The 18,537-nt window shown below is 36.9% G+C and carries 20 protein-coding genes; all 20 read left to right on the plus strand.

Annotated features, from left to right (window positions below; genetic code table 11):
* The first annotated feature begins 27 nt into the window (after nt 1-27).
* The 20 genes from J3L18_RS00395 (at nt 28) to rfbC (ending at nt 18,528) form a co-directional block, all read left to right on the plus strand.
* Nucleotides 28-1,305 carry an energy-coupling factor transporter transmembrane component T family protein gene (locus tag J3L18_RS00395; protein ID WP_129569020.1) on the plus strand — a complete coding sequence of 426 codons (1,278 nt, stop codon included), beginning with the start codon at nt 28-30 and terminating at the stop codon, nt 1,303-1,305.
* 55 nt (nt 1,306-1,360) lie between these two features.
* A complete protein-coding gene (locus J3L18_RS00400; protein WP_129569019.1) occupies nt 1,361-2,638 on the plus strand; it encodes a protoporphyrinogen/coproporphyrinogen oxidase in 1,278 nt (425 codons plus the stop codon).
* Nucleotides 2,639-2,659: 21 nt separating this feature from the next.
* On the plus strand, nt 2,660-3,757 hold the full coding sequence (locus tag J3L18_RS00405; RefSeq protein WP_129569018.1) for an acyltransferase family protein: 1,098 nt from the start codon (nt 2,660-2,662) through the stop codon (nt 3,755-3,757).
* Between the two features lie 7 nt (nt 3,758-3,764).
* Complete coding sequence (locus J3L18_RS00410) at nt 3,765-4,931, plus strand: glycosyltransferase family 4 protein (protein ID WP_129569017.1); 1,167 nt, start codon at nt 3,765-3,767, stop codon at nt 4,929-4,931.
* 494 nt (nt 4,932-5,425) lie between these two features.
* Entirely contained in the window at nt 5,426-5,701 is a 276-nt protein-coding gene (locus J3L18_RS31050; protein WP_375339192.1) for an acyltransferase, read from the plus strand.
* Nucleotides 5,702-5,728: 27 nt separating this feature from the next.
* A complete protein-coding gene (locus J3L18_RS00420) occupies nt 5,729-6,604 on the plus strand; it encodes a glycosyltransferase family 2 protein (protein ID WP_129569016.1) in 876 nt (291 codons plus the stop codon).
* Between the two features lie 169 nt (nt 6,605-6,773).
* Nucleotides 6,774-7,694 carry a phosphoglycerate dehydrogenase gene (locus J3L18_RS00425; protein WP_129569015.1) on the plus strand — a complete coding sequence of 307 codons (921 nt, stop codon included), beginning with the start codon at nt 6,774-6,776 and terminating at the stop codon, nt 7,692-7,694.
* Nucleotides 7,695-7,701: 7 nt separating this feature from the next.
* Nucleotides 7,702-8,694 (plus strand): Gfo/Idh/MocA family protein, encoded by a 993-nt coding sequence (locus J3L18_RS00430; protein ID WP_129569014.1) that lies wholly within the window; start codon nt 7,702-7,704, stop codon nt 8,692-8,694.
* Nucleotides 8,695-8,729: 35 nt separating this feature from the next.
* Nucleotides 8,730-9,335, plus strand: a complete 606-nt coding sequence (locus J3L18_RS00435) for a D-sedoheptulose-7-phosphate isomerase (RefSeq protein ID WP_129569013.1) — start codon at nt 8,730-8,732, stop codon at nt 9,333-9,335.
* Nucleotides 9,336-9,344: 9 nt separating this feature from the next.
* Entirely contained in the window at nt 9,345-10,109 is a 765-nt protein-coding gene (locus tag J3L18_RS00440) for an SDR family NAD(P)-dependent oxidoreductase (protein WP_208102528.1), read from the plus strand.
* Nucleotides 10,102-11,178 carry an AroB-related putative sugar phosphate phospholyase (cyclizing) gene (locus tag J3L18_RS00445; protein WP_129569012.1) on the plus strand — a complete coding sequence of 359 codons (1,077 nt, stop codon included), beginning with the start codon at nt 10,102-10,104 and terminating at the stop codon, nt 11,176-11,178. Before J3L18_RS00440 ends, J3L18_RS00445 begins: the two co-directional genes overlap by 8 nt.
* Entirely contained in the window at nt 11,175-11,627 is a 453-nt protein-coding gene (locus J3L18_RS00450; RefSeq protein ID WP_129569011.1) for a NanQ anomerase/TabA/YiaL family protein, read from the plus strand. The genes J3L18_RS00445 and J3L18_RS00450 overlap by 4 nt, the downstream gene beginning before the upstream one ends.
* A 6-nt stretch (nt 11,628-11,633) precedes the next feature.
* A complete protein-coding gene (locus J3L18_RS00455) occupies nt 11,634-12,314 on the plus strand; it encodes an acylneuraminate cytidylyltransferase family protein (RefSeq protein ID WP_208102527.1) in 681 nt (226 codons plus the stop codon).
* Nucleotides 12,315-12,348: 34 nt separating this feature from the next.
* Nucleotides 12,349-12,801: a NanQ anomerase/TabA/YiaL family protein gene (locus tag J3L18_RS00460; protein WP_129569010.1), complete on the plus strand. Its 453-nt coding sequence runs from the start codon at nt 12,349-12,351 to the stop codon at nt 12,799-12,801.
* A 44-nt stretch (nt 12,802-12,845) separates the two neighbouring features.
* A complete protein-coding gene (locus tag J3L18_RS00465; protein WP_129569009.1) occupies nt 12,846-13,529 on the plus strand; it encodes a cyclase family protein in 684 nt (227 codons plus the stop codon).
* A 5-nt stretch (nt 13,530-13,534) separates the two neighbouring features.
* Nucleotides 13,535-14,299: an HpcH/HpaI aldolase family protein gene (locus J3L18_RS00470; RefSeq protein ID WP_129569008.1), complete on the plus strand. Its 765-nt coding sequence runs from the start codon at nt 13,535-13,537 to the stop codon at nt 14,297-14,299.
* Nucleotides 14,300-14,369: 70 nt separating this feature from the next.
* The gene (locus J3L18_RS00475) at nt 14,370-15,455 is read left to right on the plus strand and encodes a 6-hydroxymethylpterin diphosphokinase MptE-like protein (protein WP_129569007.1); all 1,086 of its coding nucleotides are present in this window, start codon (nt 14,370-14,372) and stop codon (nt 15,453-15,455) included.
* A gap of 176 nt (nt 15,456-15,631) precedes the next feature.
* Nucleotides 15,632-16,747 carry a GDP-mannose 4,6-dehydratase gene (gene gmd, locus J3L18_RS00480; RefSeq protein WP_129569006.1) on the plus strand — a complete coding sequence of 372 codons (1,116 nt, stop codon included), beginning with the start codon at nt 15,632-15,634 and terminating at the stop codon, nt 16,745-16,747.
* A gap of 6 nt (nt 16,748-16,753) precedes the next feature.
* A complete protein-coding gene (gene fcl / locus J3L18_RS00485) occupies nt 16,754-17,698 on the plus strand; it encodes a GDP-L-fucose synthase (RefSeq protein ID WP_129569201.1) in 945 nt (314 codons plus the stop codon).
* A gap of 275 nt (nt 17,699-17,973) precedes the next feature.
* Entirely contained in the window at nt 17,974-18,528 is a 555-nt protein-coding gene (rfbC, locus tag J3L18_RS00490) for a dTDP-4-dehydrorhamnose 3,5-epimerase (protein WP_090528581.1), read from the plus strand.
* Nucleotides 18,529-18,537: the final 9 nt, after the last annotated feature.

Below are 18,537 nucleotides of genomic sequence, written 5' to 3' on the forward strand. Positions count from 1 at the left end.
GGATAGGTTGTCTGTCCGTATTAGCCTATGACAATAAAAAAAGGATCGCTTTTCGTTTTTTTTGCGGTTTTATTATGCACTGATGTGTTTTCTACCGTTTTGATACCCAGTGTATTTACGGAAGCAGGGAGGCTTTTGTTAATTGTTATGATGATTGTAACAATTGCTCATACAAAAAAAGAAGATTCTTTTTCGATTATAAAAGCCCATTTTAATAAAGAAGTTACCTATCTGATTGTAATAGTTGTGTTGGGTTTAATACCGGCCTATCTTTTTCACGGTCAAAATTTTTACATTTCAATATGGGTTGTTCGGCCAATATTTTTTTGGTTGCTGTATAAATATCTTCATATCAAGAAGTATAGCCCTACACTTATCATAAACGAAATGTTTAAAGTTGGTTTAATGTGGGGAGTTGTAGTAATTATGCAACAACGTTTATATCCAACTATTTACTTCAACCAAAGCAAAGATAATACAGATGAGTTTCTTGAATTTTTTGCCCAAACGAGAGGCGTAATTCGTTTATCAATAGCAGGTTTTTTTGTTGGCTTTTTTGTTGCGTTAGAAACTTTATCCCAATTGCTAAATAAAGTTAAGTTTATAAAAATGGCAGCATTGATCGCCATTATTGTAGGCGTTTTTTTTACAGGGTCAAGGCAATATCTCGGCATTTTGTTGTTTGCTATAGTTTTGACGATTTTTTATAGCCGAAATGCTGCAGGAAAACGGAGCGTATCAAAAATTTTCTTTTTGTTGATAACCATCGTTTTCATAGTGGTCATTAAATATGATTATATTACCAGTTTAATTAACGTATCAAGCGATGATTTATCTGCTGGCGATAGTTATATTAGGTTTATAGAAATGCATTTCTATCTATTAGAATATTGGCCTAATTGGTTAACTGTTTTGATGGGAAATGGATGGGAACATTCATCCAGCCCATACGGTAAGGAAATATATTCCCTTTGGATGAAACAACATTATTTTAGAGAAGATGTTGGAATTATTGGCGGTCTTAACAAATTTGGAATATTTTACGCTTTTATAGTTTTTAAAATAATTTACAAGGTAGTTTTCAAAATTAAGTTACCTAAAACACGTGTTTATATACGATATTTTTTCGTGTTAACATTTCTGCTCTATTTTGCTGCCCAGGATTGGTTTTCTTACCTCAGCAGCGTTCCTGTTTTTGCTATTGCATTGTATTTAGTTGATTGTTATAATCTTGAATATACTGAAAATCAAAATGTACCTGTACAGACTCAGGAACCAGATTTAAAAGCGATTTCTAATGTCTGAAAATATTAGAAGCGGCGATGTCATTTGTTAAGTTAAATATGAAGTAAACAGTTTTATGGTTGTAATATTAGGAGCCGGGATTGCCGGTCTTTCAGCGGGTTATCATCTTAATTTAAAAGGCGTAGCAAATACTATTTATGAAAAGAGAGAACGCTGGGGTGGACTTTGTGATAATTTTACTGTAGGAAACGGGTTTAGGTTTGACCATTTTGTACATCTTTCATTTTCAACAAATGAATATGTAAATGATTTGTTTGCCCGGAGTGCTGAATTTCAAAAACATTTTCCGGTATCAACAAATTACTACAAAGGTTCCTGGTTAAAACATCCTGCACAAAATAATTTGGCCCCGTTAAGCACAGACGAAAAGGTGAAAATTATTTTAGATTTTGTGAACAAGCCTGATATTACTGAACCCCAAAACTATTATGAATGGCTCTTAACACAATTTGGCTCGTATTTTACAGATCATTTCCCAGGAGTATATACGGAAAAATATTGGGGTAAAAATGCAAGTGAACTTACAGTTGACTGGGTTGCAAAACGTTTCAGTACCCCACCATTAGACAATTTACTAAAAGGGGCATTTGAAGTACAAAACGATAATTTTTATTATGCATCGGAAATGCGATATCCTCTGGAAGGGGGATATAAGTCATTTTTGCGGTTAATGGCTGAGCAAGCAAATATTCAATGCGGACGAGAGGCTTCGTTGATCGACTTGAAAACAAAAAGGGTAGAATTTTCAAATGGATCAAACGAATATTTTGATACCCTTGTATCATCCTTACCGTTGCCCGACCTGATAAATATAATTAAAGACGTTCCGACGAAAGTACGTGAAGCTGCTGCTAAGCTGGTCACAACATCAGGGCAATTGGTTTCTTTAGGGTTTAGCAATCCGGATGTAGCAAAATACCTCTGGTTTTATATATATGACTCCGATATACTACCGTCTCGTGCTTATTCTCCTTCACTAAAATCAAGTGATAATGTTCCTGAGGGGAAAAGTTCGCTGCAATTTGAAACCTATTATTCAAACTCAATACCTGCCAAACTAAAAGGCGGGGCATTAATAGAGCATATAGTTAATAAAGGAAAAAAGATGGGACTGTTTTCAGCCGAAGATGTGGAGGTTAGCGATTACCGTGAGGTGAAACACGCTAATGTTATTTTTGATCATAACAGAACTTTAAATCTATCTTTAGTACAAAATTACTTAGATGAAAAAGGGATCGGATATATTGGCCGGTTTGGTGAATGGAAATATTTATGGAGTGATCAAAGCTTATTGAGTGGGAAGCAATTCGCTGACAGTTTTAAAAGCATTTAAACCTAATATTAAAAAATCGAAATGCAAACCGAGGCGCAAATCCCGTTGATCACAAGTAAGGTAAGGGAGTTTGGGATAGATAATGCCAAATCTATAGGTATTGTGTTGGTGGTATTTGAGCATTTGGTGTTATTAGAAACTAAAATAACAACATTTATTTATAGTTTTCACATGCCTCTTTTTTTTCTTATATCCGGGTATTTACACAAAAATAGTATGTCCTTTAAAGAAGCGGTAAAAAAAGATGCTCAAAGATTGTTGATCCCATATTGCTACTTTTACATTATTACGTTTGTGTATTGGTTTATTGTTGTGTTTTTAAGGCATCGCAATGAATACCATGGCTCCCTGCTTCAAGAGGGGATAATTAAGCCTTTTTTTGGTTTGTTGCTGGGTGTAGGATATGATACATCTATTTCGCGCAGCATCAATGATCCGTTATGGTTTTTGATAGCGTTATTTAATATCAGGATAATTTACCAATGCCTCTTACAAATCACTAAAAATAAGATAGAGTACATTTTATTGATAACAGTTTTATTGGTGGGAATTGTAATGTGCATTAAATATGCCGGATATGACCTATGGTTTTCGCTTGACAGTGCTGTACTTGCTCTGCCTTTTTTTATAAGCGGGGTGTTATTAAAAAGCAGCGGTATAATTGTTAAATTACTAAAACCAAAAGTAGTAAACTTTGTCTTGCTGTTGGCTTTTTGTTTGGCAACTTTTTACTTAGTTAGGTATAACGGCCGTTCAGATATAAATGCCGCTATTTGGGGCCAAAATATATTTGCATTTTATATCGTAGGGTTTTCGCGTACATTCATGATCATAGCATTATCTTCCTTATTAAGTTTTATTAAAGGAAAACTCATCCTTTTTATCGCACTGAACACATTGATATTGATGTCTGTACAAAATGTATTGATAAGCATTAGTTCTTTTTTGTTGAAAGCGTTAAAAATAACACAGCCTATACAATTATTATTGGGGCAGGCGGTTTCGGTTACCGTTGTTGTTACCCTATTAGCGCTGCCGGCGATGTATTTCATCGATAGGTATTTTATTTTTAACCGGTGCAAAAAGAGGCCGCTAATGCTGTTGTTATATTGGTCTTAAGAGATTTATGAAAATTGCTATTATATCCCCTGCTTTTTTTGAAAGTACCTTTCCGTTAGCAAAGTACCTGGCCTTAAATAATGATATAACCTTATATTGTTTTTTGAACCAGAGTTCGCTTTCGCCACCGATGTTAAATCTTAGTGGTTTAACTAAAACCGGCTTGTTAAATGAAAATGAAACTCAGGAGTTGCTGCCATCCGATGTAAAGGCCTATTTTAACAATTCCGGTGTATCAATTAAAGTTATAGTTTGCGGTAATTCAAAAAAAATAGGTACCCTAACAATTTGGCAATTTATAAAGGAGCTCAAGAAGAATAATTTTGACAAGCTGCATTTCGTAGGCGAAGAATTTCGCTTCAATTTTATACAATACTTTTTCCCTGCCAAAAAAGTAGTTCAAACGCTGCATGAAGGCGACGCAGACCGGCTCACTAAACGAACCGGCAAATTGAAAACACTATTTATAAAGGCTTTCTTAAATCGATTGGGTAATAGTTCAATCAAGCTGATTTTTCATTCGAAAAACGTCAAGTCGGTTTTTCTTAAAAATTATGCTAAAAAAGCAAAGGAATTGACGGCCGTTATTCCTTTCGGGTTATTTGAAACTTATGAATACATCACAACAACTTCAGTTAAACTCAATATCCCGGAAAAATATTTTTTATACTACGGGTATATTGAGCAATATAAAGGTCTTGACCTGTTGTTGGAAGCCATCAGGCAGGTAAATGTTGTTAATAGTGAAATAGATTTTGTTATAGCCGGCAGGGACAAGGGAGGCCTGGTAAATATAGATGGCTTATCAAACGTAGCCTTTATCAACAGGTTTTTAACCGAACAGGAGATCGTATTTATGGTAAAAAATGCTGTCGCTATAATTATGCCTTACAAAACAGCGTCGCAGTCAGGGATCCCTAATACGGCTTTCTGTTTTGATGTGCCGATAATAGCAAGCGATATTGCCGGGCTAAATCATGTTGTTAAGCATGGTAAAAACGGATTGCTATTTAAACCCGGTAGTGTTGACGAACTTGCTCAAAATATTTTAATCCTACAAGATGATAAACTAATGGTTAATAAATTAAGGGGCAACATAGCAGAAAAAACTGATTTTGAAAGTTGGGAGATGTTGGCGTTAAAAACAAGTGATTTTTATAAGTTTAAATTGTAAAAAATTCCTTCAGGTTGTGAATGGATTTTTTAATAAACAGAGAAGAAATTGTGATTTTTTTCACAAAATAACTCAAAACGTATAATTATTTTTATATTTACCATAAAAAATTGAAAAGATTTTAAAGTATTAACACTTGTGGATGGGGTAAGTAAACTTATTGCATGTGTGATTTTAAAATATAGAGAAATATGAGTTCAAGTGCAGATAAACCAGTCAGGGTTAAAAAAAGCTTTAATCTTTGGAGAGATTCTATAAAATGGTTTCTTTTAAATTCAATTTTTTCGTCCTTCCCGTCTCAACATGTTCGTAAATGGTTTTTACGATTAATGGGAGCTAAAATTGCAAAAGGCGTACCCGTGTACGGCGGAACTGAATACAGGTACCCTAAGGGCCTTGTAATAGGAAAAGGATCTTCCATAGGGCACAGGGCCGTTCTGGATGCCAGGATGGGATTAACAATAGGAGCAAACGTAGTGCTTGCAACAGAAGTAATGATTTGGACCTTGCATCATAATTACAATGATGTGAATTTCAAATCTGAAGGAGCTCCGATAGTAATAGAGGATTATGCGTGGTTAGGATCCCGGTGTACAATATTACCTGGCGTAATTATAGGAGAGGGAGCAGTTATTGCGGCTGGGGCCGTTGTTACAAAAAACGTTCCGTCTTATGCAGTATTTGGCGGGGTTCCGGCCAAACAAATAGCACAACGTGATAAAATAAATTATGATTATTGCCCGGCAGACTATTGTTTGCATATGGTATAAATAAATGATCTTCTTGACACTTACATTATGAAAATACCAGTAGCCATTGTGGTACCAACCTTTAACAGGAAAAAATTACTTGTAGAATGTTTATCAATGATAAATGCACAAACAGTGCAGCCAGAATTGGTAATTGTTGTTAATGATGGTTCATCAGATGGTACAAACGAAATATTAAAGAATGATTTTCCACAGGTAATTGAATTGAATGGTGACGGAAATTTATGGTGGACAGGCTCCGTCAATGTAGGCATTGAATACGTTTTAAAGAATCATCCGGGTATTAAAGGTATTATTTTACAAAACGACGATGTGAAGTTTAATAATAACTGGATAGAAAACTTAACCAACATCGCTAATGAAAACCCGAAAGCATTGATAGGTTCACTTACAGTTGATGTTAAAGACGGCGACCGGATCACTTATGCGGGGAAATCAACACATCCGTGGTTTGCTTATTCTAAATATTACCACCGCAACAAAAAACTCTCATCATTTAAAGAAGATTTACTGATTGAGTCATTTGACTTAATTGGCCGTGGCCTTTATATACCTATCGAAGTATTTCATGAGTTAGGTTTATTTGACTTTGAACATTTTAAACATCGTGGTGATACGGAATTACCTTTGCGTGCAAAATATGCCGGATATAAATTGCTGGTTTCGTCGCGTGCCCTGGTAATGGAATATACAAACACAACAGCTGCAGTTGATATAAAGGAAAAATATAGCCTTAAAGATTTTAAACCAAAGTTTTTTGATTTCAGAAGCTCGGCTTATTGGAAATACCGCTATTATTATGGCAAAATTTTAGCCAAAAACCCCCTGCAGCACATGGTATTTTTTAGTTGTCGTATGTTTATACATCTTGGTGGTTTCGTTTCACGACTGAGATTATGGTAATGAACATGTGTACCAAAAAAATCTTGAAATTAATAATGTACCTATCAAAACAACAGCTAAATAAAATTAAATGCACTGAAGGAACATTCGTTCGGCTAGGATGTGATTATAAGCTGCTTGAGTTACGTTAATCACTTTGTAGCAACGGTAAAACGAACAACTTAATACTATGAATAAAATATTAACCTCGCCCTCATCTTTTGGACAAGTTGGCCCCGAACCAGTTGATTTACTTATCCAAAATGGTTATGAAGTGATCAATAACCCTTACGGAAGAAAATTAACAGAAGATGAGGTTATTGAATTAGCCAAAGATTGTGCCGGTATAGTTGCAGGTGTTGAACCACTTACAGCCCGGGTAATGGATGCTTTACCTAACTTGAAATGCATAAGCAGGGTTGGTATAGGCATGGATAGTGTTGATTTAAAATATGCTGCCGAAAAAGGAATTATTGTAACAAATACTCCTGATGGCCCAACAAGGGCGGTGGCCGAATTGACATTAGCCATGACACTTTCATTATTGCGCAAAGTTCCTCAAGCGCATACTGATCTCAGGAACAGAGTATGGAAAAAACAGGTAGGCAACCTGGTTCTTAACAAAGTTGTTGGCGTTGTAGGCTTAGGGCGTATCGGTAAACTGGTGGCACAATTATTCAGAGGTATAGGAAATCCTGTAATAGGATATGATCCGTATGCTGACGCCACCTGGGCTGCAAACAATGGTGTTGAACTGGTTGATTTTAACACGGTATTATCAAAGGCAGATATAGTTACTATTCATGTTCCTGGTAACGAAGATGGATCAGCTGTAATAGGCGCCGGCGAAATTGATTTGATGAAAGCAGGATCATTCCTGATAAATATTTCGAGAGGGGGAATTGTTGACGAAGATGCGTTATTTAATGCACTGTCGGCTAATAAATTAACCGGGGCTGCGGTTGATGTTTTTTCGGAAGAGCCTTATGCCGGACCGTTATGTGATCTGGATAACATTTTACTTACTCCTCATCTTGGCTCATATGCCGAAGAAGGAAAATTACTCATGGAGATCGACGCGGTTAAAAACTTAATTAACGCACTAAAATAATACATCTATGAATCATAAAGTTGGTATAATAGGTTATGGGGTGATGGGTAAAATTCGTCACAAGACTATTAATGAAATTGAAAAAGGTGTGGTTATAGCCATATCTGAACCGGGCGCAGAAAAAGAGATTGACGGTATTCCAAATATTAGCCATGAGGAAATAATAAACCATCCCGATATAGACACTATTATTGTTTGTACCCCTAATTTTTTAAATAAAGATTTAACAATAAGATCGTTAAATGCAAGTAAGCATGTGTTTTGCGAAAAACCACCTGCTTTTACTGGGGCAGATATATTGGAAATTCAGAAAGCCGAAGCAGCCAGCGGCAAAAAGCTGATGTATGGTTTTAATCACCGCCACCATGACAGCGTTATGCATATCAAACAATTGATAGATAGCGGTGAATATGGAAAAGTATTGTGGCTTCGCGGCCGCTATGGCAAAAGCGTTACGAGCGATTATTTTAACCAATGGAGAGCCAAAAAAGAATTAGCCGGTGGCGGTATCCTAATGGATCAGGGTATTCACATGCTTGATTTGTTCCTTTACCTTTCAGGAGATTTTGATGTTGTTAAAGCCGAAGTTTCGAACCTTTACTGGCATATGGATGTTGAGGATAATGCTTTTGTGATCCTCAAAGAATCGGCAACAGGTAAAGTGGCTTCGTTACACTCTACTATGTCGCAATGGCGCCATTTGTTTTCGTTAGAGATATTTCTTGAGAAAGGTTATATGGTATTGAACGGCCTTATAACATCATCAATGTCATATGGCGAAGAAACACTTTCTATCGCTAAAAACAGATCTACAGCTCCGGCAGCTACCTGGAAAGATGAAACGGTGACCAAGTATGTGGATAATAACAGCTGGCGTTACGAAATGGATCATTTTTTTGATTCAATTAATACCGGTAAAACTGTTACAATCGGCAATTCAGATGATGCCTATAAGCTTATGCGCATTATAGATAAAGTGTACGAACAAAAAGATTTTTAATCAACTACTTACAAAAAACATATAAATCTATTATAATGGAAAGACAAGAAAAAGTTAAAACTTATCTGAGTGATTATATCACCCGTTTGACTGATATTTTAAATAAAATTGAAGTTGCTAAACTTGAGCAGGTAATTACAACTATGATTACCGCGTTTAAAAACGGCAACACCGTTTATGTTGTTGGTAATGGCGGCAGCGCAGCTACTGCATCACACATGCAGGCTGATTTTAGATTTTTTGTACGCTATTTTTCAAAATTTCGCCCTAAAATTATTGCCTTAACAGATAACGTGCCTATGATTACAGCAATAGGTAATGATAATAATTTTGACGATGTTTTTGTTGAACAAATGCGCGGTCAGTTTGTAGCAGGTGACGTGTTAATAGCGATATCAGCAAGTGGAAACTCGCCAAACTTAGTTAAGGCGGCCGAGTATGCCAATGAACTTGGTGGTAAAACAATTGCTTTTGTTGGCTTTTTGGGCGGTAAACTGAATGAAATCTCAACTGTGCCATTATATACTCCGAATCCGAAAGGCGATTATGGGCCAATTGAGGATGTGCATATGATATTGAATCATATTATTGTTAATTATCTTTCAAAAGACGAAGAGTTTTTGACGCTTACTGCTAATTAATACCTGTTGATGGATAGTATATCAAACATAAAGATTGACCTGGCAGATAAAATGGTGCTTATTACCGGTGGCACCCGGGGCATAGGCAAAGCAATTGCCGATCGTTTTTTGGAGGCTGGCTCGTCAGTGATTCTCACCGGAACCAATGCATCAGAAATTGATCAACTAAATAACGCAAATGCATCCGGTAGAGTTAGCTATTTACAACTTGATTTTAATGATCAGGTATCTGTAGAAACCTTTCTATTGGCAATTAACAAGTTGGGCCATCAAATAGATGTACTAATCAATAATGCAGGTATCAACAAAATTGCGCTGAATGCTGAAACTACTGATGCTGACTTTGATTTGCTTCATAATGTCAACGTCAAGGGCCCATATGTGCTTTGCCGCGAAATAAGCAAAATAATGAAAGCGAACGGTTATGGCAGAATTGTTAATATTACTTCCATCTGGAGTGCAATCACCAGGTCGGGGAGATCTATTTATACCACTAATAAAAATGCCATAGCCGGGCTTACAAAAACACTGGCAATTGAGTTAGGAAAATACGACATCCTGGTTAATGCAGTTGGCCCGGGTTTTACGCTTACCGAACTTACGGCTACCACAAATTCGGCAGAAGAATTGGAAAAGATTACCGAACTTATACCGATGAAAAGGATGGCCTTGCCTGTAGAGATCGCTAATGTTGTTCTTTTTTTATGCAGCAATCTTAATACTTACTTAACCGGCCAAAATATTATAGTTGACGGAGGATATATCAATGTATAGTTTTACAGTAAAATCAATCATACACGATTATAGTGTCCAGTTTATCGATGACACACAAAAAGTACTTTTAAGCGAATTAAAAGATGGCGATGTTATCATAATCGATAATAAGATAAAAGAACTATATAACGATATGCTTGAGCCAATTTTTAAATTGCACAGGCATATTGGGATTGATGCTCATGAATCTGTGAAAAGTTATCAGGGCGTTGAACCTTTAATAGAAGATCTTATTGAAAATGGTTTTCGTAAAAATTATCGCCTGGTTGCAATTGGCGGGGGCATTACCCAGGATGCTACTGCGTTTATAGCATCTATTCTTTACCGCGGTGTTAAGTGGCTTTTTTTCCCAACGTCATTACTGGCACAAGGTGATAGTTGCATAGGCAGTAAAACCTCAATTAACTTCAAAAAGTTCAAAAATCAGATAGGTGGCTTTTATCCGCCCAACCAGATATTTATCAATCTTGATTTTTTAAATACGTTATCTACCTGGGATTTAAAATCGGGCATGGGCGAAATGTGTCATTACTTTATTGTATCAAGTCAGGAAGATTTTGACCGCTACAAAGTTGAATACGCTGCAGCTTTAACAGATAAAAAAGTATTGGCCGGCATAATTAACCGCAGCCTCGAAATCAAAAAAGGCTACATAGAACGAGATGAATTTGACCAAAACGAGCGATTGGTATTTAATTACGGGCACTCGTTTGGGCATGCAATTGAATCATTAACCAATTACCGCGTGCCGCATGGAATAGCAGTTAGCTATGGAATGGATATGGCAAACTTTGTATCGGTAAAATTGGGTTACATTACTGAAGAAACCCGCTTATATATCAGGGAGCTTTTAAGCCAGATATGGGAAGGCACTGATATTACAGATATAGAGCTTCAAAAATTCACGGTTGCTTTAAGTAAGGATAAAAAGAACGTTGGAAAAATGCTCGGCCTTATACTTAATAAAGGATGCGGTAAAATTTTCAAGGACATGCGTCCTATGGATGATGAATTTATAGGTTGGCTTAAAGAATATTTTGAAACTCAGTTAACACCTCAAACCGCATGATACTTGACCAGTTAAAAAATATCGACATTTATAAAGGTATTTCACCTGATATTTATGCCGGCCTGCAATTTTTACAGAAGGCTACTGCGGATATTGAATTGGGAACCTATGTTATCAATGAGAATACGAAAGCTATAGTTAGCGAGTACGAAACTATTGCCGACTTTTCCAGAGGGTATGAGGCCCATAAATATGTTATTGACATCCAATACCCGGTGAGGGGTTTAGAACGCGTAAAATGGTCGCCTATTGAAGGCATGAATGTTAATATTCCTTATGACGAAGCTAAGGATCGTACATTTTATAAAGATCCGTCGCCGCGCGGAACACATGTAGATATTGGGGAAGGTATATTTGCTATTATGTTCCCTGAAGATGGCCACGGCCCGCAGCATTATATTGATAAACCCGAAACCATAAAAAAAATAACAGTTAAAATATCTATCTGATAAAAAATGGAAATTCCGAAAATCACAGCATTGGTGCCAATGAAAGGGCACTCTGATAGAGTGCCTCGTAAAAATATTCGCCAGTTAGTGGGTAAGCCTGCTTTTCATTGGATAATGGAAACGCTGTCAAAAAGTGCATACATTAATGAAATATTAGTGAACACTGATTCAGAGGAAATTGCAGAAAGCGCCAGGGCTAATTTTGATAAAGTTAGAGTATTGGAAAGGCCTGATTTTTTACTGGGAGACATGGTCAGCATTCAGCCGCTTATAGCTTATGATATCGAGCAAACGGATGCAGAGTATTTTTTACAAACCCACAGTACAAACCCATTACTCACAGTGGAATCGGTTGATGGTGCAATAGAAGCCTTTTTTGCTCAAAAAGAGCATGATGCACTTTTTTCTGTTACTGAAGTGAAGCAACGTTTTTACTGGCCCGATGGCAGAGGAATAAATCATGATCCAAAGCATTTAATAAGGACGCAGGATCTGGAACCTATTTATCATGAGAACTCCTGCTTCTACATTTTTTCGAAAGAGACCAATCACAAAATAAAAAACAGGCTGGGTTCAAATCCTATGATGTTCCCTATCGAGAGACTTGAAGCCGCGGATATTGATGATCTGGAAGATTTTTACTGGACGGAGTTTTTATTGCAAAGAAGAATAGCTAACACCCTATAGTATCTGTGGGGCTTGTTTATAATAAAAAAAGCATATGATCATTGATTCACTTACAAATATTGAGTTTTATAAATCAATAAATGATGATATATACCAGGGATTGGTATTTATTAAAAATGCCGACCCGGAGATTGAACTTGGAGAGTATCCGCTTACTGATACAGCTAAAGCCGTGGTGATGGAATACGAAACCAAAATCAAAAATGATTTTGGTTTCGAAGCACATAAGCATGTTATCGATGTTCAGTATTGTATTAAAAACACTGAACGTATACCCTGGACCAACGTTAAGTTGCTTACACCCAATACTGAATACAATACAGAGAAAGATTTTACTTTTTTTGATATGATTGAGCACCCTCAGGGTGAGGTGGTTATAGGAAACGATATTTTCGCTATATTTTACCCGCAGGATGCTCACGCTCCTGTTTACAGTGATGGTGAGCCGGGATACATAAAAAAAATTGTTATAAAAGTAAAAGTATAATAAACTTTTATAACAGAGCCCTAAACTAAAACAAGCCCCTTAACATGCGTAATAATATTAATCTTTCACATTTAATATCTCAGTCAACCCCTGCATATGGCAATCGTGACAGGATATTTGTAAGAGATAATTCATCCATATTAAAAGGTGAAACGGCAAATTCATCCAGCTGGTTTTTTTCAAATAACCATGTTGGTACACATATCGACTCGCCAAGGCACTTTTCGGCTACGGGAAAAAAGACTCATGAATTTGACGTTAATGAGTTTTTTTATGATAAAGTAAAGCTTGTTGATATCACATGTACTTCAGGGATCTTAATTTCCATTGCCGACTTTAAAAAAGTTGAAAGTGAGATTACAGAGGCTGGTATTGAATTGCTCTTGATTCGTACAGGATATGAACAATATCGTTCGGCGGATAAATACTGGAACGATAGCCCGGGTTTGGCTGCCGAGTTGGCCGATTATTTTCGGGGAAAATACCCAAAATTGAGGTGTGTCGGCTTTGATTTTATCTCTCTTACATCATGGAATTTCAGACCTGAGGGAAGAGTGAGCCACAAAGCTTTCCTTTGCCCTGATGAGGAGACAACGCCGATTTTGGTAATTGAAGATATGGCGTTGGCTGCCATCAATAATAATATTAAATCGGTAGTGGTTGCGCCGATGTTTGTTGAAGATGGTAACGGAGGGGCAGTAACTGTATTTGCCGACATAGAAAAATAAATGGAATGAAAAATACTACATTAAAGCAAAAGCTTAAAAATAAAGAGAATACAGTAGGTTCATGGATAACTATACCTCATCAATCGGTTATCGACATACTTGCAGAAGCCGGTTTTGATTGGCTTTGTATAGATTTAGAGCATACCGCCATTGATTACAATGAGGTACAGGTATTGATAGGTTTTATACAGGCTCGTGGGATGGCTGCCCTGGTAAGGGTTTCAAAAAATGAAGAAGTTGTTATAAAAAGAGTTCTAGACTCTGGTGCCGACGGTATAGTGGTACCTATGATCTGTAACGCTGATGAAGCTAAGCAAGCAGTTGAATATGCCAAATACCCCCCTGTTGGTAAAAGAGGGGTTGGGCTTAACCGCGCTCAACGCTATGGATTTGGTTTTGAAGATTACCGCAAATGGGTTGATGACAATCAGGTTATAATTGCACAAATTGAACATTACGAGGGAGTAAATAACCTTGAGACTATAATCGAAACTCCCGGAATTGATGGAGTATTCATAGGACCGTATGATTTATCGAGTTCGTTAGGAATTCCCGGGCAATTCAATAACGCATTGGTACAGGAAGCGTTACAGAAGTTTGAAAAAATATGTATTGAAAAGAATTTTTCAATGGGATATCATGTAATTGACCCTGAATTTGAATTAGTGAGAGAGAAGAGCAAGGCTGGATATAATTTTATCGCCTTTAGTACTGACTTTCTTTTTATGGGTAGAAGGGCATTTGCAGAAATGAATAACCTTAAAGCATAATTTTATCATATCACAAAGTGAAAAATGAAAGTTTCTGTCGCTAATGCGTTAAGTTTACTTAAATATTACTATGAAATCGTTATTGGATAAAGGATTGGTTACTATTAAAACCGACGGCGTTAAAGTTTTTACATCCAGGCTACTGAAATATGGAGTTGTTAAACTAAAACGTTTATTTAGAAAAAAGGACCAGCAAAATATCGCTAAATGGGCCGGATTAAAAAATAAATATAAAGGTGAAAGAATATTCATAATCGGTAACGGCCCGAGTATTAATAAAATGCCTTTTTACTTATTGGAAAACGAATACACCTTTGCTTTTAATAGATTTAACCTGATGTTTGAACGGCTAAATTGGGTGCCGGACTTTTATATGGTTACTGATGACCTGGTTATTCAGGACATGTATGAACAAATAAATAATGAAATATTGCCGGTGGTTCCATATGCTTTTTTTCCAGACATACACCCTTCCAACGTTGATTTCACTAAGTTTATTAATCACGCAGATAATGTGCATTGGATCAATGCGGATAAGCCCGAATTTAGAGATGATTTACCAAACTGTGGTATTAATAAAACAGTTGTAAACGCAGCAATTCAAATAGCTGGATATCTAGGTTTTACAGAAATATATTTGATTGGTGTAGATATGACTTTTGCCGATCAAAAGGTTAAAAAAGTTAACTCCAGGGATTGGGAAGCAGATGAACATGATCCTAATCATTTTGATCCACGCTATTTTGGAAAAGGGCTTAAATATCATAACCCAACAGTTCATGAAATGATGGAAAAGTTTAGGCTTGCAAAGTTGTTTTTTGATGAGAGGGGGAATAAAATTTTTAACGCTACTGAAGGCGGTAAACTTGAGGAGTTTCCCCGCGTAGATTTTAACTCACTTTTTATACTATCAAACTCAGAAAAGCAGGATCTTTTAAACAACTCTAAAATTTTGAAAGATAGGGGATTGACATTTAATGAATTATTAGATGTAGAATTAGTTTCAAAATCGTCTGATTCGTATCCTGAGCTGTTTAGGACAGATTTAACACTTGGTTTGGATCTTATACCCAAATTAATTGTAACTTATTTGCCTTTAGGGCCATTTAAAGAACAATATTACTTCGTAAAAAGGCAGTTTATCTCAAAAAGATAATAAAGCATTGTCATTTTATAACAGTGCATGTGTATAACATTTGGCCTGTCTTTTAAAGCAAATTATTGAAAATGTGACATCGGCTATAGATCAAATCGATACTAAGAGTAGTTTAAAAAGGAATTAAACGCATAAAATTTGCCTATCATCCAGCTTTATGGATTAAAAACAAGAAAATGAAAAAAGTAGCTTTACTAACAGGTATCACGGGCCAGGACGGTGCCTATCTTACCGAATTACTATTATCTAAAGGATATGAAGTCCACGGTATTAAACGACGCAGTTCATTGTTTAATACAGATAGGATTGATCACCTTTATCAGGATCCGCATGAGAGCGGAATAAGGTTAACACTTCATTACGGAGACCTTAGCGATAGTACTAATCTTATCAGGATCATTCAACAGGTTCAACCTGATGAGATCTATAATCTTGGCGCCATGTCACATGTTAAGGTGAGCTTCGATACACCTGAATATACAGCCAACGCCGATGGTATTGGAACCTTAAGGCTTCTTGAGGCTATTCGCATCTTAGGGCTCGAAAAAAAGACTAAAATATATCAGGCATCAACATCTGAACTGTATGGATTAGTGCAAGCTGTTCCTCAATCGGAAACTACTCCGTTCTATCCGCGGTCGCCTTATGCAGTAGCCAAAATGTATGCTTATTGGATTACGGTAAATTATCGTGAAGCATATGGTATTTATGCATGTAACGGAATATTATTTAACCACGAAAGCCCTTTACGCGGCGAAACATTTGTAACCCGTAAAATTACCCGTGCTACCGCTAAAATAGCGATGGGCCTACAGGAAAAACTCTATTTGGGTAACCTTGACGCACAGCGTGATTGGGGCCATGCTAAGGATTATGTAGAGGCAATGTATTTGATATTGCAACAAGACGAGCCTACAGATTACGTTATAGCCACCGGTGTAACTACCCGGGTTCGTGAATTTGTAAGATTTGCTTTCGCCGAAGTAGGTATGGTTATTGATTTTAAAGGTGAAGGCATTAATGAAGTTGGATATGTTGTTAGCTGTAATAATCCTGATTTTCAGGTTGAAATAGGTAAGGAAGTAGTTGCTGTTGATGCTAAGTATTTCCGTCCAACAGAAGTAGATCTACTGATTGGTGACCCCGCAAAATCAAAGAAATTGTTGGGCTGGGAACCTAAATACGACTTGAAAGGACTTGTTAGCGAAATGGTTGCCGCCGACGTTGACCTGTTCAGAAGGGAAAAGTTATTGAAGGATTCTGGCTATGCCATCAAAAACCAATTTGAATAAACTATGATGGAAAAGGACGCAAAGATATATATAGCTGGTCATCGTGGCATGGTTGGTTCCGCAATTTTGCGTAAACTACAACGTGAGGGTTTTACGAATTTTGTAACGCGTTCATCGTCAGAACTCGACCTTCGTGACCAGGTTGCTGTATCCGAATTCTTTAGGCAGGAAAAGCCTGATTATGTTTTTCTTGCAGCTGCGAAAGTTGGTGGTATTGTTGCTAACAATACTTACAGAGCTGAATTTTTATACGATAATCTGGAAATTCAGAATAATATCATTCATAACTCGTATTTAAATGGGGTAAAGAAGCTGATGTTTTTGGGTTCAAGCTGTATCTATCCAAAATTGGCGCCTCAGCCTTTAAAAGAGGATTACTTGTTGACTGGTCCGCTTGAGGAAACCAATGAACCATACGCGATAGCCAAAATTGCAGGTATAAAAATGTGCGATGCTTATCGTGCTCAATATGGTTGTAACTATATATCAGCTATGCCTACTAACTTGTACGGTTATAATGATAATTATCATCCTCAAAACTCTCATGTTTTGCCTGCTTTGATCCGTCGTTTTCACGAAGCTAAGGAGCAGCAGGCGCTGGCGGTAACTATATGGGGTACCGGCACACCTAAGCGTGAATTTTTATTTGCTGATGATCTCGCCGAAGCATGCTATTATTTGATGCAGAACTATAATGAGCCGGGGCTCGTTAATATAGGAACTGGCGAAGATGTAACTATAAAAGAGCTTGCAGAGCTTGTAAAGAAAGTAACTGGTTATGAGGGCGAAATTAATTTCGACATTTCTAAACCAGATGGTACACCCAGAAAGCTAATGGATGTTACAAAACTGGCAAATGCAGGATGGAAATATCATACCAAGCTTGAAGATGGTATTGCATTAGCATACGCTGACTTTTTAAGCAAGGGTGAATTGATTGCTCAACGATAAGTAATTTATGTCATACTTAAACATCAGAAGCCGGCGAAAACCGGCTTCTGGTGTTTAAAACCCCTAATAAATCATTTATTAGGCCGGCTGCTGGCAGCTCTTTCTTAGGTGTTCAATGCATTAATAATATAGCAGCCAACTGTTTGAATTTCGGTCTGTTAATAAAGTGTATTACTCATTTTTGAATATGCCGTTGGGTTCTGTAACGTATTTTGCCTTATCTTCGTTAATAGAAAACGGTAAGCAATCCGGTTTTAGTTATCTTAATATATTGTATGACTATAATACCAACCCCGCTTGAGGGATGTTTATTAATAAAACCACGTATTTTTAATGATGACCGCGGTTATTTTTTTGAATCGTTTAATCAACAGCGGTTTGCTGATGCTACGGGCTTCAATGTCAATTTTGTACAGGATAATCAATCCTATTCAACGAAAGGTGTATTACGTGGCCTGCACTTGCAAAAAGGTCGGTTTTCGCAAGCTAAGTTGGTTAGGGTAACCAAAGGCGAAGTATTGGACGTAGCTGTCGATCTGCGCAAGGGATCGGCAACTTATGGGCAATATCATGGAGTGCATTTAACCGAACAGAATAACGAGCAATTTTTTATTCCCCGTGGATTTGCCCATGGCTTTATTGTATTGAGCGATGAAGCTGTATTCCAGTATAAATGTGATAACTACTATAACAAAGAGTCGGAAAGTGGTCTACATTATGCCGATCCTGATTTAAATATTGATTGGCAGCTCAGCGGGAGCGATGTGCTGGTATCGGACAAAGACCTTGAACTGCCCTTTTTAAAGGATGCTCCTGATTTTGGGTTCTAATTTTTATCC

The organism is Mucilaginibacter gossypii, from assembly GCF_017569325.2.
Classification (GTDB): domain Bacteria; phylum Bacteroidota; class Bacteroidia; order Sphingobacteriales; family Sphingobacteriaceae; genus Mucilaginibacter; species Mucilaginibacter gossypii.

What these genes read in the sequence shown, in the direction of transcription:
- J3L18_RS00425 (WP_129569015.1), top strand. Translation starts at nt 6,774, where the DNA reads ATGAATAAAATATTAACCTCGCCCTCATCTTTTGGACAAGTTGGCCCC.
- J3L18_RS00405 (WP_129569018.1), top strand. Translation starts at nt 2,660, where the DNA reads ATGCAAACCGAGGCGCAAATCCCGTTGATCACAAGTAAGGTAAGGGAG.
- J3L18_RS00460 (WP_129569010.1), top strand. Translation starts at nt 12,349, where the DNA reads ATGATCATTGATTCACTTACAAATATTGAGTTTTATAAATCAATAAAT.
- J3L18_RS00420 (WP_129569016.1), top strand. Translation starts at nt 5,729, where the DNA reads ATGAAAATACCAGTAGCCATTGTGGTACCAACCTTTAACAGGAAAAAA.
- J3L18_RS00410 (WP_129569017.1), top strand. Translation starts at nt 3,765, where the DNA reads ATGAAAATTGCTATTATATCCCCTGCTTTTTTTGAAAGTACCTTTCCG.
- rfbC (WP_090528581.1), top strand. Translation starts at nt 17,974, where the DNA reads ATGACTATAATACCAACCCCGCTTGAGGGATGTTTATTAATAAAACCA.
- J3L18_RS00465 (WP_129569009.1), top strand. Translation starts at nt 12,846, where the DNA reads ATGCGTAATAATATTAATCTTTCACATTTAATATCTCAGTCAACCCCT.
- J3L18_RS00430 (WP_129569014.1), top strand. Translation starts at nt 7,702, where the DNA reads ATGAATCATAAAGTTGGTATAATAGGTTATGGGGTGATGGGTAAAATT.
- J3L18_RS00435 (WP_129569013.1), top strand. Translation starts at nt 8,730, where the DNA reads ATGGAAAGACAAGAAAAAGTTAAAACTTATCTGAGTGATTATATCACC.
- J3L18_RS00450 (WP_129569011.1), top strand. Translation starts at nt 11,175, where the DNA reads ATGATACTTGACCAGTTAAAAAATATCGACATTTATAAAGGTATTTCA.
- J3L18_RS00440 (WP_208102528.1), top strand. Translation starts at nt 9,345, where the DNA reads ATGGATAGTATATCAAACATAAAGATTGACCTGGCAGATAAAATGGTG.
- J3L18_RS00400 (WP_129569019.1), top strand. Translation starts at nt 1,361, where the DNA reads ATGGTTGTAATATTAGGAGCCGGGATTGCCGGTCTTTCAGCGGGTTAT.
- J3L18_RS00475 (WP_129569007.1), top strand. Translation starts at nt 14,370, where the DNA reads ATGAAATCGTTATTGGATAAAGGATTGGTTACTATTAAAACCGACGGC.
- gmd (WP_129569006.1), top strand. Translation starts at nt 15,632, where the DNA reads ATGAAAAAAGTAGCTTTACTAACAGGTATCACGGGCCAGGACGGTGCC.
- J3L18_RS00470 (WP_129569008.1), top strand. Translation starts at nt 13,535, where the DNA reads ATGAAAAATACTACATTAAAGCAAAAGCTTAAAAATAAAGAGAATACA.
- J3L18_RS00395 (WP_129569020.1), top strand. Translation starts at nt 28, where the DNA reads ATGACAATAAAAAAAGGATCGCTTTTCGTTTTTTTTGCGGTTTTATTA.
- J3L18_RS31050 (WP_375339192.1), top strand. Translation starts at nt 5,426, where the DNA reads ATGATTTGGACCTTGCATCATAATTACAATGATGTGAATTTCAAATCT.
- fcl (WP_129569201.1), top strand. Translation starts at nt 16,754, where the DNA reads ATGGAAAAGGACGCAAAGATATATATAGCTGGTCATCGTGGCATGGTT.
- J3L18_RS00455 (WP_208102527.1), top strand. Translation starts at nt 11,634, where the DNA reads ATGGAAATTCCGAAAATCACAGCATTGGTGCCAATGAAAGGGCACTCT.
- J3L18_RS00445 (WP_129569012.1), top strand. Translation starts at nt 10,102, where the DNA reads ATGTATAGTTTTACAGTAAAATCAATCATACACGATTATAGTGTCCAG.